The sequence below is a fragment of the Novosphingobium sp. genome, from assembly GCF_032093395.1.
In the GTDB taxonomy this organism is placed as follows: Bacteria; Pseudomonadota; Alphaproteobacteria; order Sphingomonadales; family Sphingomonadaceae; genus Novosphingobium.
In genome coordinates this window covers 36,747-53,857 of sequence record NZ_DAMDBA010000029.1, presented here as the reverse complement: position 1 = coordinate 53,857, position 17,111 = coordinate 36,747, and the positions used below count along the sequence as shown (strand labels likewise).

Below are 17,111 nucleotides of genomic sequence, written 5' to 3'. Positions count from 1 at the left end.
CGTAGAGGTGAAGGTCCGATCCGCAGATCGCGGTCGAGGTGATCTTGATGATCGCATCGCGCGGGTTGAGGATCTCGGGATCGTCGACGGTGTCGACGCGGACGTCATGCTTGCCGTGCCAGGTGAGCGCGCGCATCAGGCTGTCTCCTCTAGAAGCTGGGCGCGGGTACGCGACGAGGTGGCGATTTCTCCCGTTTCCATGAGTTGCTTGAACCGCCGCAGGTCGCGCCGCGCCTGAATAGCGGGCTCACGCTGGAACATTTTGGCGATGAGCTTGCCCACCACGCCCGCCGGAGGATCGTAGACGATCGTCGCGGTGACGATCGTTCCCCGCTCGCCCGCGTCACGAAATTCGATACGGCCGCTGTTGGGGACGTCAGCGCCCTCGGTCGAGGCCCAGGCAATCAGTTCGCCTTCGGTCTCCTCAGTGACTAGCGCATCCCATTCGACGCTCTTGCCTCCCGGGGCCTTCACCACCCAGTGCGAGCGGGTCGGCGAAAGCACATCAACCCGCTCGACGTTGTCCATAAAGGTGGACAGCCGCGCGAAGTCGCGCCAGTAGGCGTAGAGTTCTGTACGGGGGCGGTTGATCGTTACGGTCCGCCCGATCAGCGCATCGCCCCGAGCTTGGGGAAACGTATCCACCGCAGCGTCGCGCGTCTCTCGCGACTTCGAGGTATTGGGTGGCGCGTCGTCGTTTACGGTTGCCATTCCTGCTCTCCATGTTTTCGGATGGGCCGCCGATCAAGTCGGACTCGGCTGCATTCAGAAATGAAACGATTGCCGCGCGCATAAAGACCCAGCACAGCCGAAAGATAATCCCGCTGGGAACACGTCCGGACGCAATAGGCCGTCAGTGTCCGAACGCGTTGAGCAGGCTTTCGACGCGCGCGATGCGATCAGCGTCGGCGGAAAGAGCTTCCGCAAGAAGCCAGCGTCCCTTGCTCTTGGCCAAGCCAATGGCAGCGAAGCTAACCGGCTAATCGCGGCGCAGCCCTAGGGCGACCGTCGCGGCCCCGCGATGCCCGGCGCCCGCGCGTTTAGGCGGATGCGGGCAAAGGCTGACAGTTGCGCGACCTTTTCGGGGAGGGAGCGAAGCCAACTACCAGCTCGTCTTCGAAAGCGTCGAGCGTGACCTTTTCCTTGATGCGTGACAGTCGGACGTAAAGCGAGAAGGTTGCCCGTAGATTAGGTCCTTCGCAGGTAGACTCGGTCTTAGCAGGGGTGGAGGGCACGTTCGCCTGGGTTTTGCCTGCAACGCCGCTGAAGTTAATGATGATGCTCAAGTGTATTCCCGCTGGGGAAGGAGAATCCTGAGCGACCACTTGGCTGTCATGTCACTCGCGCGATACTGCTCGGGACGTTTGGAGCGGATGCAAAGCATGAAGTTCGTTTGCGACTTTAAGGAAGGCGATAGAAGCTCGAACGACACTCAGGTCAAAGCGAGTGAGCGAGTGAGGGAGTGAGCAATTTTCGGGGGCCCCGCCGCACCTTGCCACTGGGAGGGTTGATGCTCAACCAAGAGGATGAGGCCATCTCTGGAACCACCCTGCAAGGCCTCCGTTTAGCGAAGATGGAAAGCTCGGCACAATCCCATCGTTGGCCCAGCGTGCTCTGGCTCATCCGCCATGGCCAGAGCGCCGGCAATGTCGCGCGCGATATGGCGCATGCGAATGGATTGCCTCGCATTGCGCTCGATCATCGCGACGTCGACGTGCCTCTTTCTCCTCTTGGTATGGACCAAGCCCGAGCGCTTGGACACTGGTTCGCGGAGGGCGAAGAAGGGCTGGGCCCCGAAGTGATCCTCTCCAGTCCATACTTGCGCGCGCTTCAGACCGGAGAGATTTTCCGCGAGGCGAGCGGATGCGCACCCGACCTCAGGATCTGCCTTGACGAGCGACTGCGGGAAAAAGAGTTCGGGATACTCGACGGGCTGACCACTGTGGGCATTCGCGAATTGCAGCCGGAGCAGGCGAATTTCCGCAAGGTACTGGGAAAGTTCTACCACCGTCCACCGGGCGGTGAGAGTTGGGTGGACGTGATCTTCCGCCTCCGCGCCCTGCTGGACACGGTTTCGCTGCATTACGCCGGGCGGCGGGTAATGATCATTGCCCACCAAGTGGTGGTGCTGTGCATGCGCTATGTTTTGGAAAACCTAAACGAAACGGAAATCCTGGCGATCGATGCGGAAGGGGACGTAGCCAATTGCAGTGTCACGCAGTACCGTTTCGATTCGCAAGCCGGACGTCTTGCATTGGAGCGATATAATGCCGTCGCCCCGCTGGAGCGCGAAGGCACTCCGGCTACGCATGAGCCTGATCCGATGATAGCAGCCCGTGGCTGAGCCGGTTGAGAACGGGTCGGATTGCGCCGCGCTCGACGCGTCTTGGCTGCGCGCACATCCCTTCCCGATGCCTTCCAACGAAGTCGATAAGAACGAGCGTGGGCGAGTTTTGGTTATCGGTGGCGGCCTGCAGGTACCGGGCGGTATCCGGTTGACGGCGGAGGCGGCCTTGCGGGCAGGCGCGGGCAAGGTGCGTATCGCCACCGTGGCTTCGGCTGTCATTCCCATCGGGACGATGTTTCCCGAAGCCGCCATGTTGTCTCTGCCCGAAGGGCCGACCGGCGAGATCGACGTCAAAGCCGACATGCTCACTCCTCATCTGGCGCGCTGCGATGCGGTCGTCGTCGGGCCAGCCATGACATGCGAGCACCACGCCTCGCGTCTGATGGGAGCGGTCCTCGACGCGATGCCGGATTCAAGGGCCGGCTCTGGGATGAAGGCCGGGGATTGCGGGCTGGTGATCGATGCATCCGCGCTGATGACTCTGGGCGATCACGCCGTTCGGTTGCGGGCGCGCGCGGCGCCGTGCGTCATCACACCCCACATGGGCGAGATGGCGGCCCTTCTCCAGTGCGACGTGAAGGATATCGAGCGCGACAGGGTCGCCGCCGCACGTCAGGCTGCTGCTCGGTTCCATGCCGTGGTCGTGTTGAAGGGCGCCGCAACGCTGGTTGCGGAACCGGATGGCAAATGTTTCGTCTACAGCGGGGGCGATGTTGGCCTTGCGACCGGCGGGTCCGGAGATGTGCTGGCGGGAATCGTCGGCGCTTTACTCTCTCGAGGCTCGCCCGCGCTCGAAGGTGCGCTTTGGGCGGTCTGGGCACATGGAGCGGCTGGCCAACATTGTGCGGAGACGACCGGCCCGGTGGGCTATCTTGCCCGCGAATTGCTGGTGGCCATCCCACGAATAATGGCGTCACCGCCCGACGCGTAAGTCTGTCTGGTCGATGATTTCGGTTTCCCAGCGAATGGCATGGACAAGGTCGCCGCGGATAGCACGTCGCGAGGCTTACGCGACCCGCATCATGATCAGCAGATTGCCGTTCGCCAGCCGCATCATGCCGGGCGTGAAGGAGCCGAGCACTTAGGCCCCGACACCAAAGTGTGTGGCAATAGGTAATTGATGTCGAGGTTCATTCCTTGTCCTGCATGCGCGGAGCGATGGTCAGCTGCTGGACGACGGCTCGCCGCGGCTGGGTCAGGAGATAGTGGACGCCAACGGCAACATCCTCGGCGCGCAGCATCGTCTCCTCCTCGATCATCTCGCGCTGCTTTTCTGCGGGGATATCGGGATACTGGAAGTCGGCACCGGTCTTACCGGGCTCCACTAGCGCCACCTTGATGCCCTTGGGGCCAAGCTCCTTGCGCAGCGCTTCGGAAAAGCCTGCGATACCAGCTTTCATTCCGGCATAAACGGTGGAGCCGGGGCCAAGGATGTGCGCGGACATCGACCCTATCAGCACGATGTCGCCCTTATCCTCGAGCAGTTTCGCTCCGGCATTGGCGCTCATGACATAGGCGGTGAAGTCGGTAGCGAGTGAATAGCGCAGCTCCTGGTCGGTCATTTCCGTCAGGCCCTTGGCGGGAACCGCCGCATTGACGACAACGATATCTGCCTGCGGCACATATTCGCGGGCTGCGCGAAGAACCGGTCCACGCCGTCGGTCTCGGCGAGATCGAGCGCAATCCCGTTACCTTCGCCGACCTCTCGGATTCGCGCGAGCGCATCGTCAAGGTGTTCTGGCGTGCGGCCGCAAATGAACACTTTCACGCCTCACTGGCGAGCAGAGCCGCGATGCCGCGGCCAATCCCGGTCGTGCCGCCGGAGATGATCGCCTCACGCCCTTGGAGGCTTGGCATTGCGGTGTGTGCGTCTCTCGTCTCGATCATGTTTGGTCCTTTCCTTTGGTCCAGCGGATCGTCACGCGGCCGCTGGCCGGGATGGTGAAGTCGATCTGATCGATGGCCTTGTGCGAAGCCCGGACACGGTCGCCGCCTGAGGCTTCGACAATAAATTCCGGCAGCGGCTTGCGGCCGCGGCGCACGAGCGCGAGCCGCGCTTGGCAGCCCTCGCCGCCATCGAGGCGCACGGTCATTGATGAGGCACTGTTGCGCTCGCTCGCCATTAGAAAATGATCGCAGTATATCTGGAAGGTCTCACCCTCGACCGCGTGGAAAGCGCGGCTTGCGAAAACCAAGGCTGCGCCGGCACCGTAGATTTCCTGGCCAACCTGACCTGCGGGCTGGCCGTCGTGATAGAGATCTTCGAGCGGGAAGGAGAGCGCCGGGTCGATATGGCCGTTGCGGATGTCCTTTGCGATGATGTCCTGGGGTAGCGCGTCTGGATAATAGAACCACGCCCGGTGCAAGGCGTAGCGACAATACTCGCTGATCAGCATGCGTGCGGCAGGATCAAGGTCGGGCCCGCTGTCCTTCAGATATCGCTCGAAGGCAGTGAAGCTGTCAAAGCATTCGTAAATAGCCATATAGGGAGCATCGTGGAGGCAGGTGACGCCCAGGAAATTGCTGTAGTGCGGGGCAGCCTTGATCTGCGATTCCCAGATCGCCGAGTTGTGAAAGAAGCTCGCCAGATAGACGTAGCTGTGGCGCAGATAAAACTCTTCGGCCGTGATCCGCCATAGTCGCATGCAGGCAGCTGCGCCCCAGGCGGTGAGGTTGGCCTGATAATTGAGTTCGAACCGCATATCCTTGGCGGCATCGATTGCGGCGCGTGCCTCACGCAGATATTGCTCCTTCTTGGTCAGCTCATAGGCCTGGAGCATGACATAGGCGTAAAGGCCGCCGACGTCGGTCTGGCCCAGACCATCATCGTTGCGCGCCTCGACGATCACGGAAAAGTCATTGACCTTGAACTGGATCGGCCAAGCGTACCGAAAATGGTGTGCAGCCTTCATCGCATAGCCCAGCGTTCCGAGAAACATCCGCTTGGCGCGGGCTTCGCCGCCAAGCGCGAGCCGGCCAAGGTTCAGCATCGGATGATAGAGATACCAGCTATCGACCGCGTTCTTGTCCTTGTCCTTGCCGACATTGGGAAGGTAGCGGCGCAGGGTCTTGAGCTTGGCATCGCGGAATTTGCCCAGGCCGGCGAGAAACTCCGCTTCGAGCGGGATCGGCTTTTCCCGCCAGACTGCGAAGTCGTGCAGCGCCGCGATCAAGGACATCTGCACCATGATGTCGGGATATTCGGCTTCCGTATAGGGATGGGCGTATCGCTTGCCATAATGGCGGATTGTGGCTTCTTCAGCTTGGTCGAGGTCTCGCAGCGTGCGGTCGGCACGGACGACCCAGTCGCGAAATTCCGTGGCGGGCAGTTCGAGCCGGCGATAAGCAGCGCCCAGCATCTGGATGAAGCGGCGGCCCATGTCTTGGCCATCGGCAGCGACAGCGTCATGAAAGACGATGAGCGCATCCGAGATCGTTGTTTCGCTGCCTTCAGTCAGCGGCTTGTTCGGCGGCGTACCGCTTTGCGGCGGCGTGGGCGGCAGATAGCCGAGTTCGGGCCATTCGCCGCCGACCGCCCCGTCGGGCGTTGTATCGGTTGCTTCGAAATAGTCGGCGAGCGCGGTGAAATTCTGGAAATAGAGTACGCTGCCGAAGGCAGGCTCATCGAGATGGAAATAGGCGAGGCCGGTATTGAGGCCGCGCTGCGCGGCTTCGACGCGGCCGACGGCGCGGATCGGATCATTCTTTTCCCCTAACGGGTAGAGATCGCGGGGAAGGAAGGGGACCAGCAGCGGCGTAGCGGGGGTGAGCTTAGTCGTTATGCGCAGGGTGGGGAGCTCTGCATCCACCACGTCGAACGAGACGGTTTGCGCGCCGATGGGGCCTGCAAGCGCGACGCGGCAAGTCTCAGTCTGATGGGCGCGAACTTTCCGCACTTTCGTCGCGCCGCCGGGGAGATGCGCCGCGCGGATCGCGAGGCCGCCCTTGCCGTTGCGCCGCACGATCGCCCAGAGGGCGTCGCGACCTTCCAGAACCTCGACCGAGCGGCCAGCCAGCACGAACGTGGCGACTTCGCGCATCGAACCCCGGACCATTTCGTCTCGCAGTGCGAGAACTTGCGGGCTGACGCCTGGCGGGGCCTTGGTGAGGATGCCAGCTTTAACCATCGAGTGCTTTAACTGACGAGGTTGCGATATCAAGCAATACTATCGCCGCGTTATTCCGGCAGTCGAGCGAGTTCGGACCGTTTCCGGACGCATCGGTGCACTCGATATCGGTGCCTGCACTCGCCAGTGCCGGGATCATGTTCGCGCGAGCTATCCGCGCCGCATCGAACAGCAGTTCCTGCAATGGCTCGGGCTTGAGGAGCAGGCGCTGCGCCCTGCTCGGCATGGGTTCGTCATGTTCAGGCATCGGGCTGCGCGAGGCGATTGATGGGCAGCTGGCGCGGCCAGTCGCGCACCTGCGCGCAGGCGGCGATGAAGGCATTGATGTCCTTGGACGAACCGAGCGGAAGATAGGCCTGATCCTGCGGCACGGTAATTATGGTTGCAAGTTCGGGTGTCGCTGATAGCTGGAGCGCCTTTTTGGCCGTCTCGCCGTCGGCTCCGAGCTTGTTCCGGCTTTTCGCCATTGTCGATCCTTGTCGTTCGGGTCAGATCGGTCTGGGCCAGTTCTGGCAGAAGGTCATATCGACATCGTTCTACACTTGCACCAGCAAGCGCCGAGGGCGCCGGAGGGTTGCTCCGGGCGTCGCAAAACTAATCTCGGTCAGGTCGATTGTTGACGAACGTCCGCGCAAGGCGACTTCGAATGCAGCGAACCTGCCAAATCGACTTGACCGAGATTAGTTCTCGTCTCGGCGCTGTCTCGAACAGGACGCTGGGCCGTTGTTGCAACGATCGATCCGCACGAGGTTGACCGACAAGGAGCGTCGCATGGCCGAAACCAAGACTGCAAGCAAAGCCAAGCCGAAGACCGGCTCGAAAACCACCCGGAAGACCCAGCGTGCTGCCGCCAAGCCTGCCGATGCGATCAAGCTCCTGAAAGCAGATCACCGCGAGGTGGAGGGCTATTTCAAGGAATATGAAAAGCTCGAGGACGAAAGCGAGAAGAGGGTGCTCGCCGAGCGCATCTGCCTGGCGCTTACGGTTCACACCCAGATCGAGGAAGAGATCTTCTACCCCGCCGCGCGCGAAGGCATCGACGACGATGACCTGCTCGACGAGGCAGAGGTCGAGCACGCCAGTGCCAAGCAGCTGATCGCCGAAATCCTTGCCATGGAGCCGGTCGAACCGCTGTACGACGCCAAGGTAACGGTGCTCGGCGAGTACGTCTCGCACCATGTCGAGGAAGAGGAGAGCGAAATGTTTCCCGAAGCCCGAGATAGCGACCTCGATCTCGAGGCGCTCGGCGTCCAGCTCGCCGAGCGCAAAGCCGCGCTGATGGCGGAGGCCGGACAGTAACCGCGAAGGTCGCGCTTTGCCGGGAACCCCTTGGGCGCCCCTGCTTTGTGGGGGCATCACAAGCGGCGCAATTTGCGCCGATCGGAAGAGCAAGTGAGGCGGTCATCTTCACCGAACGCTTTCTGAGAGACCGGCGCGGCATCGACCTGGAACCTGAAGAGCGCGCTGTGCTCGAAGCCGCCATTACGGAGGTGAGAACTGTCGCACCGCGCGAGACGATCGTGCGTGCCGGCGAGCCGCTCGAACAAAGCACGCTCCTCGTCGAGGGGTTCATGTCTCGTTATATCGATGATCGCCGGGGATTGCGCCAGCTGGTTGCTGCCCATGTGCCGGGCGACTTTGTCGATCTGCATGCCTATCCGCTGAAGACCCTCGATCATGATGTTGCAACGATGACAGCCGCCACCGTGGCGATCGTCCCGCACACCGCGCTCGATCGGATCAAGACCGAAATGCCCGCGCTGGTCGTCAAATTGTGGTTCGCTACCCTCATCGACGCCGCTATTCACAGGGCCTGGCTGTTCCGGTTGGGCAGGCTTGACGCGCTAGGCCGGGTCGCCCATTTCCTCTCGGAAACGAATGCCCGGCTCATATCCGCCGGGTTGAGCGATGGCAGGCGCTTCGCACTAGGACTCACTCAAAACGACCTTGCCGAAATTTGTGGCCTCACCAGCGTCCATGTGAACCGGATCATGCGGCAGTTGCGCGAAGAGCGGCTTTGTACGTTTCGATCCTCGCTCGTCGAGATCGCCGATCCCGAAAGGCTGGCTCGCCGCGGCCAGTTTGACCCCGCCTATCTCTATATCACGCCCGCGCTCGCGCCGGGCCAAGCATCGAAGGGGCAATGATGCGCGTTCCCGACAATGTTCCTCAGCCCGAAACCGAACCCGGCGTCGCCACAGCGGAGGCCGGCGTAGTGATCCTGGAAGGCCCCGACGGGGTTGCGGTCACGATGACGCCCGATGCCGCCAGCGGAACCGGCCAGAGCCTTCTGTCCGCCGCCGAAGCTGCGCGCGGCCAGAGCCGGCGAGTGAGCGACGACACTTGAACTGTCCGCCCTTCGTCGGTGAATGAACACAGAGAGGCCCGATATGCGGTTCTTCAAGAATAACGGGCTCACCGTCATTCTCCTGGCCTTGTTCGCGGGATCGATCCTTGGTCAGTGGCTCGCGGGCTGGCACGTTGCGATGGAAGACGCACGGCGTCACGGTCAGACCGTCCTCAGCCTATTCGCCTACACGGGCAGCCCGGAATTTCTGTCGAGCGTCTTCGAGAATTGGGAGAGCGAATTTCTGCAGATGGCGACTTATGTCGTCCTCACCGCTTGTTTTATCCAACGCGGCTCAGCGGAATCCAAAGATCCGGACGCGCCGAAGCGCGACGGCGACCTCGAGACGCAGGCGTACGAACCCGGGGCGCCTGCAATCTTGCGCTGGGGACGGTTTTGGCGGGCAATTTACGCGCGGTCCCTGGGGATCGCACTGGCAAGCCTGTTCTTGATCTCGTTCGTCATCCACTGGACCCAGAGCGCCCGGGTCGCAGGGCAGGACGCAATCGAGCACGGCGAAGCCGCGTCAACGGTCTGGGCCTATCTCGGCGACGCGCAGCTCTGGTTCGAGTCCTTTCAGAACTGGCAGAGCGAGTTTCTTTCGACAGCGGTGCTGGTGGTGCTATCGATCGTCTTGCGCCAGCGGGAATCTCCAGAATCGAAGGCCGTGGCAGCGCCGCACAGCCAGACAGGCGACTAATAACGTGCCTCGGCCAATCCCTGCTCTTGTTTGCGGCCAAGGCTCATCGCCACCACCGACCTCGCTTTGGTCGTCCGGAATGAAAGGATTTCAGTTTGGAAATGTTTGCTGGCTGGGTCGCTCCGGTCGCCACGATGATCGCCGCCATGATGACGGCCGCCAACCTCGGGGCGCGTGTAACCGGCTGGGGGTTCGTGATCTTCGTGGTCGGATCCCTTGCCTGGTCACTCCTGGGGTTTTTTACGGGACAGACCAACCTGCTGGCGACCAACGTTTTCCTGACCCTTGTCAATCTCATCGGTGTCTGGCGGTGGCTTGGCCGTCAGCGGGCCTACGAGGATGGCGGCAAGTCGGCTGAAACGGCCAGTCGTAACTCGCGTTATCCCAACCTTTTCACGGCCACAGGTATCAGCGGCATGCCCGTAGTAACCGCCGACGGTCGCCCTGTGGGCAAAGCGGTCGAGGCGCTCGTGGCTTGCGATACAGGATATGTCAGCTATGTCGTGGTGGCATCCGATGGCCTGGCTGGCATCGCCGAGACCCTGCGCGCGGTCGTGCGAGAGGATATCCGATTTACTTGCGAACGGCTTGAGTTGGTCTGCGATCTCGACCGCTTCGAAGCGCTGCCATCGCTAGGCGACGGCGACTGGCCGGCAGCGCCTGCCGGGCTTCAGGGGGCTCTATCGCTATGACGCAGGCGCGCGGCCTTGGCGAAACAGCCCTCATCTTATGGCAGGCGTTGACGTCGTGGATCGTGCGAAACAGCAGTCGGCGCACGAGACGGCGAAACCACCAATACACCGTCTGCCAGGGCGGGAAGTCGTTCGGCAACATCCGCCAGCCACCACCTGTTCGGGCCAGATAGCGCAGCGCATCGAGTACGTCACGCAGGTCCGTTTCTGGCGTGCGACCGCGCTTGGCTACACGCGGAAGAAACGGCAGAATGAACAGCCATTCTTCGTCCGTCAGATCGGTCGGGTAACGCTTCGATCACTTTTCAAATCCTGCCATCCGGCTACGGCTCGCTCGGCTCAACATTCCTAGCTTGAATCACGCCCGCGCCGTTGCATCAACCTATTCTCAAACGGGCTCTGAGTGTAGAATGCCTTGAGCTATCTCGTGACGCGGCTACCATCCGCTCGCATCTCATGCGCCAGTGCGTCGAGCCGGCCACGGGATATGTCGCTCGGATGAGCGTTTCGGAAAATCTGGCGTCGCTTCAGGCCGATTACCGACGCGGCAGCGTCAACCCGAAGCTCGCCACGTTCCACGCGCATCGTAACGAAGACGGCGATAGCTGTCCGTCATAAAGCTTCCTCTGAGAGGGCATACAGCCCGGAAATTTTCGGAATTCATACTTTAATTTAGAATCACCGATCGAGCCGATCGGCAGGTGTCGACCACCTCAAACCGTTCCGCGGCACGCACCTAAATGACCGTTCTCGCCGGAACGCGTCATCCCCATTCTTTTGAGCGGCCGGGCGGTAGTGCGCCCATCCAAGTCGTTCAAGTGGGCAAACGGCGCGCCTATAAGCGGTCAGTCCACTTATGACCGATCCAGGCCGGGGCTGGGACAAACCCGCCGTTCTCGAAAGCAGTGTCTAATGACAGATCCTGCCGAAACCCGCCTTTCGCCGTCTCTCGCTAAAGGAGACTGAGCGAAGATTGACAGCCGTTGTCCGGTAACGTTAGTGATGTAGGAGACGATATATCATCTACTGACTCGGGGGAAATTCATGACACACGCGGCCTTGACAGGTCTTAGCGCCATCGCGCCTGCCGAGGGCTGGTCGCCTACTGACCAAGTGAGCCGTGGAGATGGCAAATCTGCGAGCACCCGAATGGAAGTCGGGATGCGAACCGCGCTGCTGGCAAGTTTGACGTGCTTCCTATTTCCGTGCCCTGCTCTCGCGGAGGACGCTGACACCAGCGACGAAATCATCGTAACTGGTGTGGCCGACCGCCAGCTTCTGCTTGACGCAAAGACCGAGACCGGCAGCCGTCTCGGGCTCACCGCACGCGAAACTCCGGCCATCGTCGACATTCTGTCCGAGCGGCAGATGCGCGAATTCGGGGCACGTACCAATGTAGAAGCTCTGAACCGCGCGCCTGGTGTCACATCATCGGTCCCGGCGACCAGTCCCGGCGCTCCCACGATGCGCGGCTTCACAGGTGGATCTGTCGGTCTGCTTTATGATGGTGTCCGCGTCGCCACGCCCGGCATCTTCTCGCGCGCCAGTGACAGCTGGCTTTATGAGCGGATCGAAATCCTCAAGGGGCCGGCCTCTGTCCTTTATGGCGAAGGCGCGCTCGCCGGTGCGATCAACATGGTGCCGAAGAAAGCGACACTGGGGGAAAGCAGCGGCTCCGCACTCGCGAGCTACGGCAGCTTCGACACGCTACGCTTGGGCGGTGATCTCAACCTAGCGCTCAGCAAAAAAGCCGCCGTCCGCGGAGTCGCCAGCTATGCCCGGACGAGCGGCTACGTGGACGATACCGATTCCAGGCTCTTTGCTGCCAGCCTTAGCACGGAGGTCAGGCCAACAGAGCGTCTGACAATCAATCTGGCGGTCGATTACAGCGAAGACCGCTACGACACGGCCGACCTCGGCACGCCGCTGGTGCCGCTGGCGTCGGCTCGCGATCCATCGGACGCGGCGACCGGGCCAGGCGGATTGGTTATCGACCGGGCGCTGCGAAAGACTAATTTCAACGTTACCGATGCGGTGCTCGATAGCGACACGCTCTGGCTGCGCAGCCATGTTCGTTACGAACTGAGCGATGCGCTGACGTTCACCAACGATCTCAGCAAATATCATTCTGACCGTCAGTTCATCAACGCGGAGATGTTCACGTTCAATCCGGCCACAAGCCTGATTGATCGGACCACGGGCATCGTCACTCATGATATCGATTATTGGATCGAGCGGCCGGCGATCACAGGCGATTTCACCATTGGGGGGGTGCGCAACCGCTTCACCCTGGGCGGTGAGTTCAGCACGCTCGATTTCGCGACGCGGCGCTATTTCGCAACCACGACCTCGGTCGATCGGTTCAATCCAGTACGAGGCACCTTCCCTGGCGGCACGACGGCGCTTCCGCCGCCCAATTCCAACGCACGGGTGAAGACATCGTCGATTTTCGGCGAAGATGCGCTCAACCTGACCCCCGACTGGCTGCTGGTCGGCGGTGCACGCTATGATTGGATCGATTTCGATAGGAATATCGCCCCATCAACCGCTTTCGACAGGAATTATGGGGCGCTCTCCTGGCGAGTAGGCACTGTCTATAACATTCTGCCGAAGACGCAGGTCTTCGCCCAGTACAGCAAGGCGATTGTGCCGGTTGGCAACTTCTTGCTGCTGTCATTCGCCAATTCACAATTCGATCTGACCAAGGGCCGTTCGGTCGAAGCTGGCATCAAGAGCAGCTTCTGGGACGATCGAATCGACCTGACGCTGGCTGCCTATCACATCGCCCAAAGCGACATCGTCACGCGCGATCCAGCCAATCCCCTCAACAGCATTCAGGGCGGCAAGCAATCCTCACGCGGCGTGGAGCTCTCCCTGTCGGCTGCGGTGACGCGGCAGCTGCGCATCGACGCCAACTGGACCTGGCTGGATGCAAAGTTCGACGAATTGATCGAAGCGGGCGGCGTCAGCCGGGCGGGTAAGACGCCGCCTCGCATTCCCGAAACCGTCGCCAACCTGTTTGCCTTCTATAGCTTCGAGGGCCTGCCGCTCACTCTCAGCGCGGGACTGCGTCATGCCGGTCGCTTCTACACCGACAATGCAAACAGCATCCGCGCGCGCGGCTACACGACCGTCGATGCCGCCATCGGCTACAAATTCGGTTTTGGGGAGCTGACACTGCGCGGTCGGAACCTCACCGACGCCTTCTATGTCGACTACACCGACATGCTCCCCACCCAGTTTCAGGTCGCGGCGCCGCGCAGCGTTGAGCTGAGGCTGCTCACCCGCTTCTGAGGAGAACACCCATGTCCGCTCTTCGGATCGACGATGTGTCGATCGCCTTCGACGGCCATCGCGCCGTCAATGACCTCTCGCTCAAGCTTGAGCTTGGCGAGGTCTATGCCCTGCTCGGACCCAATGGGGCCGGTAAGACGACGACGCTCAACATGATCCTGGGCTTCCTTCAGCCCGACAGCGGATCGATCCATGTCGATGACGTCGATGCGACGACCGATCCGCTCGCCGCGCGGGCACGTACCGCCTATTTGCCCGAAACAGTGATGCTGCACCCCGCGCTCACCGCGATCGAGAATCTGACCTATTTCGCGCTACTCGCCGGACGGAAGCTCGATGCGACGACGGCCCGCGGACTCCTCGGCGATGCTGGTCTGCTGGCCAATGCCCATGATCGACGCGCCGGCGGCTTCTCCAAGGGCATGCGGCAGAAGGTCGGCGTCGCCATTGCGCTGGCCAAGGATGCCCGGCTGCTCCTTCTCGACGAGCCCACCTCCGGTCTCGATGCGAGCGCGGCCAATGATCTTTCAGATGTGATCCGCAACGCCTCGCAGCGCGGCCTCGCGGTGTTGATGGCCACGCACGATTTGTTCCGCGTGAAGGATGTTGCCCACCGGCTCGGCATCCTGCGCGCCGGGCAGTTGGTCGATGAGCGCGATGCAGCGAGCATCGGCCCGGTGGAGCTGGAACGGCTGTATCTCGATCGGCTTGCGGCATGACGAGATCGCTCGTCAGCCTCGAACTCGCGATCCTGCGGCGCGATGCCAGGGCCTGGTGGTCGCTGATCGCGCTTGCCCTGCTTGTCTTGCTGTCGTTCGCCGCGATCACCCATGATGCGGCGCGCGCCGATCGAGAAAAGCAGAGCGTGGCAGCGGCTGAGCGCGCGCGCTGGGTCGGACAAGGCGAGAAGGATCCGCACAGCGCGGCGCATTACAGCATCTTCGCGTTCAAGACTGCGCCCGCACTGATCGGCCTCGACTCTGGCGTAGAGTCTTTTGTCGGCCAGACCGTCTGGCTTGAGGCGCACCACCAGAACGACATGCTCTATCGGCCGCAGCAGAACGCCTCACTGCTCCAGCGGATCGGCTTCGCCAGCCCCTCGGCGCTAATCACCAGCTTTGGCCCACTCATCGTCTTCCTGCTCGCTTTCACCCTCGTGGCGCAGGATCGCGAACGCGGGACGATGCGCCTCGCGCTTGGAGCAGCGGTGCATCCGCGATCCATTGTGCGGGCAAAGGCGCTGGCGGTCTGGTCGGCGGCCTTCGTTCTGCTCGTCACGCCAGTTACGCTGGCAGCGCTGCTCTGGGCGGGCATCAACGGCGGCCTGACCGGGGACGTGCTTCTGCGAGCGCTGCTCTGGGCAACGCTGATGGCGGGCTATCTTGCCCTGTTGTCCGCCATCGGCGTCGCTATCTCGCTGTGGATGGGCAACGCCCGCATGGCGCTCGCCGCACTGTTCGGCCTGTGGATCCTGTTCGCGCTTGCATTGCCGCGCGTCGCCAGCGGGACGGTCGATGTGCTGCGCCCACTGCCGTCCAGCCAGTCGATCCGGCAGCAGATGCTGGAGGAGGCGCCAAGCTTCTGGTCCGACGCTGACAATGCCCGCAATCGAGCGGCATTGCTGGCCCGCTATGGCGTGAAGCGGATGGAGGACATTCCCAATCCGCGCATGGCTGAACTCGATCTGCGCGAACGGCACAGCCATCGCGTGTTTGACCGCATCCTCGGCGGTTTCTACGGCAAAGTGGCGGGCCAGGACCGCCTCTTCGCGACGTTGGGCTTCCTGTCCCCGGTCATCGCTGCGCAAGCTTCGTCGGCTTCTATCGCAGGGAGCGATTTCAGTCATCATCGCGCCTTCATCGATGGCGCGGAGCAGTATCGGCGCGATCTGGTCAATGCGATGAACGCCGACGGAATGGCGCACAGCGCGCATGGCGCCGAGCGTCACAAGAACGATGCCAGGCTCTGGTCGGAAATACCGGAGTTTTCCTATAGCTCACCGCCGCTTGGCGCACTTTCCGCCACCGCGCTTCCCGCGCTTGCGGCGCTGCTCTTCTGGCTCGGTCTTTCCGCCCTGCTTCTCCATTTCGCGTCCCGGAGGCTTCGCCCATGAGCGGCCCGCGCTTTCTGGATCTCTTCGCCTGGGAGTGGCGACAGGTCGGCCGTTCGCGGCTGCTGTGGCTGGTGCTGGCGATCCTGTCGGCGAGCTTCGTCTGGGGTGCGCTCAATACATCAGCGCTGCATGACAGCCAGACCGCCGCGCTTGAACGCGCCCGCGCTGCGGACATCGCCTGGGAGCAGCGAACGGCACAGCTTGCTCGCGATTTCCACGGTCCGTCGACCCCAGCGAATGGGCAGGTCGCCTATTGGCAGGACCCGACCAATATCGGCGGCTACAGCGAGTATTTCGTTCGCAAGACCGCACTCAAACCGCATCTGCCGCTCTCTCCGCTCGCCGCGGGTGTCAGTGATCTCGCGCCCAGCCGACTAGAGATTAAACTGAACACCCCGTTCGGTTTCGCCGACACCTACGACTTCGAGAACCCGCGTGGCCTCGCGCTCGGCCGCTTCGATCTCGCCTTCGCGATCGTCTTCGTGCTGCCGATCGGGTTGCTGCTGCTGTTAGCGCTTCTCGTCACCTTCGAAAAGGACCGAGGCATGCTGCGACTGGTTGCGGCACAGGCTGCGAGTCCGCGGCTCTGGATCGGCGCGCGGGTCTCGGCCATCCTTGCGTGGGTCGCGCCGATCGTGCTCCTCGCTATAATGCTTGCCCTGGCGACGGCAGGCGTACCGATCGGTGCGGTGCCGGGTGCGCTGGGTACGGCGCTGTTCCTGACCTTGCTCTACATGCTCTTCTGGTCGGGTATCGCGCTGCTGGTGCTGGGAGGACAGCCCGGTGCGGGAACGGCGCTTGGCCTTCTCGCCGCGATCTGGGCGGGTATCACCATCGGTCTGCCGCTTGCCGGATCGGCCCTGGCCGGCGCACTCGACCCGGCGTCCTCGGCCATCGGCTATGTCGATGCACAGCGCCGCACCAACGATGCCATCCAGACGGATGCCACGTCGATTATCACTCGCGCCATGCAGGCTCGCCCCGACCTGCGCGCTCATGTCGATCGTATCGCGACGATCGACCATGCGACCAAGCTCAGCTTCCTCGTGCCTGAAACGGAGCGGCGGCTTGCGTCGCTGAAGACCGAGATCGAAAATCATCGCGTCCGGCAGGAGGCGACGGCGCGGACCGCCGGTTATCTCATCCCGCCGCTCGGGCTGGAAGGCGCTCTCGCATCGCTCGCCGGCACCGACGCCGAGCGCCAACGCGCCTTCGAAAAGCAGGCGCGCGAATATCAGCACCGGTTGCGCGAACGGGTCCAACCACTGGTCCATCAACGGATCACGCTGCCGCCTGCGCCTGAGAAGCGCGCCACGCGGGGAGTTCTGGACCTACCGCAGCCACTGAAGCTGCCGAGCTTTGCCCAGGCCGAGCGGCCGGCCTCGGATATAATTCGCGATGTCCTGCCCTTCGCCGGTTGGCTGTTCATTCTTGCCGCTCTAGCGATCGGGCTTGGTCTCTGGCGCATCCGCAGCTGGAGGGTGATCTGAC

Annotated in this window: 18 protein-coding genes and 2 pseudogenes; 11 read left to right on the top strand and 9 right to left on the bottom strand. The window is 62.2% G+C overall.

Annotated elements, in window-relative coordinates; genetic code table 11:
- From RT424_RS11875 to RT424_RS11865, 3 genes and pseudogenes are all read right to left on the bottom strand, one after another.
- Positions 1 to 136 (bottom strand): annotated as a pseudogene (locus RT424_RS11875) (glutathione-dependent formaldehyde dehydrogenase); the annotation flags it as partial.
- Positions 136 to 711 (bottom strand): SRPBCC family protein, encoded by a 576-nt coding sequence (locus RT424_RS11870; RefSeq protein ID WP_313438122.1) that lies wholly within the window; start codon positions 709 to 711, stop codon positions 136 to 138. The gene RT424_RS11870 and the pseudogene RT424_RS11875, both read right to left, overlap by 1 nt.
- A 329-nt stretch (positions 712 to 1,040) precedes the next feature.
- Positions 1,041 to 1,286 (bottom strand): hypothetical protein, encoded by a 246-nt coding sequence (locus RT424_RS11865; protein WP_313438119.1) that lies wholly within the window; start codon positions 1,284 to 1,286, stop codon positions 1,041 to 1,043.
- 287 nt (positions 1,287 to 1,573) lie between these two features.
- Between RT424_RS11865 and RT424_RS11860 the strand changes: the two genes are divergently transcribed.
- Positions 1,574 to 2,344, top strand: coding sequence for a histidine phosphatase family protein (locus RT424_RS11860; protein ID WP_313438131.1), 771 nt, complete (start codon positions 1,574 to 1,576; stop codon positions 2,342 to 2,344).
- Entirely contained in the window at positions 2,337 to 3,278 is a 942-nt protein-coding gene (locus RT424_RS11855) for an NAD(P)H-hydrate dehydratase (protein ID WP_313438117.1), read from the top strand. The genes RT424_RS11860 and RT424_RS11855 overlap by 8 nt, the downstream gene beginning before the upstream one ends.
- 199 nt (positions 3,279 to 3,477) lie before the next feature.
- Here the strand turns inward: RT424_RS11855 and RT424_RS11850 are convergent, their stop codons facing one another.
- From RT424_RS11850 to RT424_RS11830, 5 genes are all read right to left on the bottom strand, one after another.
- Positions 3,478 to 3,969 carry an SDR family oxidoreductase gene (locus RT424_RS11850; RefSeq protein WP_313438114.1) on the bottom strand — a complete coding sequence of 164 codons (492 nt, stop codon included), beginning with the start codon at positions 3,967 to 3,969 and terminating at the stop codon, positions 3,478 to 3,480.
- Positions 3,970 to 4,111: 142 nt separating this feature from the next.
- Complete coding sequence (locus RT424_RS11845) at positions 4,112 to 4,234, bottom strand: hypothetical protein (protein WP_313438112.1); 123 nt, start codon at positions 4,232 to 4,234, stop codon at positions 4,112 to 4,114.
- The gene (locus tag RT424_RS11840; RefSeq protein WP_313438109.1) at positions 4,231 to 6,474 is read right to left on the bottom strand and encodes a hypothetical protein; all 2,244 of its coding nucleotides are present in this window, start codon (positions 6,472 to 6,474) and stop codon (positions 4,231 to 4,233) included. The genes RT424_RS11845 and RT424_RS11840 overlap by 4 nt, the downstream gene beginning before the upstream one ends.
- Entirely contained in the window at positions 6,467 to 6,721 is a 255-nt protein-coding gene (locus RT424_RS11835) for a hypothetical protein (protein ID WP_313438107.1), read from the bottom strand. The genes RT424_RS11840 and RT424_RS11835 overlap by 8 nt, the downstream gene beginning before the upstream one ends.
- Positions 6,714 to 6,941 carry a hypothetical protein gene (locus tag RT424_RS11830; protein ID WP_313438104.1) on the bottom strand — a complete coding sequence of 76 codons (228 nt, stop codon included), beginning with the start codon at positions 6,939 to 6,941 and terminating at the stop codon, positions 6,714 to 6,716. Before RT424_RS11830 ends, RT424_RS11835 begins: the two co-directional genes overlap by 8 nt.
- A 304-nt stretch (positions 6,942 to 7,245) precedes the next feature.
- On the opposite strand from RT424_RS11830, the gene RT424_RS11825 reads away from it, so the two are divergent.
- From RT424_RS11825 to RT424_RS11805, 5 genes are all read left to right on the top strand, one after another.
- Entirely contained in the window at positions 7,246 to 7,773 is a 528-nt protein-coding gene (locus RT424_RS11825) for a hemerythrin domain-containing protein (protein WP_313438103.1), read from the top strand.
- Between the two features lie 104 nt (positions 7,774 to 7,877).
- Entirely contained in the window at positions 7,878 to 8,621 is a 744-nt protein-coding gene (locus tag RT424_RS11820) for a Crp/Fnr family transcriptional regulator (RefSeq protein WP_313438129.1), read from the top strand.
- Positions 8,621 to 8,821 (top strand): hypothetical protein, encoded by a 201-nt coding sequence (locus tag RT424_RS11815; RefSeq protein WP_313438101.1) that lies wholly within the window; start codon positions 8,621 to 8,623, stop codon positions 8,819 to 8,821. Before RT424_RS11820 ends, RT424_RS11815 begins: the two co-directional genes overlap by 1 nt.
- A gap of 43 nt (positions 8,822 to 8,864) precedes the next feature.
- Complete coding sequence (locus RT424_RS11810; protein WP_313438098.1) at positions 8,865 to 9,521, top strand: DUF6766 family protein; 657 nt, start codon at positions 8,865 to 8,867, stop codon at positions 9,519 to 9,521.
- Between the two features lie 134 nt (positions 9,522 to 9,655).
- On the top strand, positions 9,656 to 10,213 hold the full coding sequence (locus RT424_RS11805; RefSeq protein WP_313438126.1) for a PRC-barrel domain-containing protein: 558 nt from the start codon (positions 9,656 to 9,658) through the stop codon (positions 10,211 to 10,213).
- Here RT424_RS11805 and RT424_RS11800 read toward each other — a convergent pair.
- Positions 10,179 to 10,559: pseudogene (locus tag RT424_RS11800) on the bottom strand (transposase); the annotation flags it as partial. The gene RT424_RS11805 and the pseudogene RT424_RS11800 overlap by 35 nt on opposite strands.
- 815 nt (positions 10,560 to 11,374) lie before the next feature.
- Between RT424_RS11800 and RT424_RS11795 the strand changes: the two are divergent.
- Genes RT424_RS11795 through RT424_RS11780 form a run of 4 tightly spaced genes read left to right on the top strand, consistent with a single transcriptional unit; the run spans position 11,375 to position 17,110 of the window.
- A complete protein-coding gene (locus RT424_RS11795; RefSeq protein ID WP_313438095.1) occupies positions 11,375 to 13,507 on the top strand; it encodes a TonB-dependent receptor in 2,133 nt (710 codons plus the stop codon).
- Between the two features lie 35 nt (positions 13,508 to 13,542).
- The gene (locus RT424_RS11790; RefSeq protein WP_313438092.1) at positions 13,543 to 14,226 is read left to right on the top strand and encodes an ABC transporter ATP-binding protein; all 684 of its coding nucleotides are present in this window, start codon (positions 13,543 to 13,545) and stop codon (positions 14,224 to 14,226) included.
- A complete protein-coding gene (locus RT424_RS11785; protein ID WP_313438090.1) occupies positions 14,223 to 15,620 on the top strand; it encodes a DUF3526 domain-containing protein in 1,398 nt (465 codons plus the stop codon). The genes RT424_RS11790 and RT424_RS11785 overlap by 4 nt, the downstream gene beginning before the upstream one ends.
- Positions 15,617 to 17,110, top strand: a complete 1,494-nt coding sequence (locus RT424_RS11780; protein WP_313438088.1) for a DUF3526 domain-containing protein — start codon at positions 15,617 to 15,619, stop codon at positions 17,108 to 17,110. The genes RT424_RS11785 and RT424_RS11780 overlap by 4 nt, the downstream gene beginning before the upstream one ends.
- Position 17,111 lies beyond the last annotated feature (1 nt).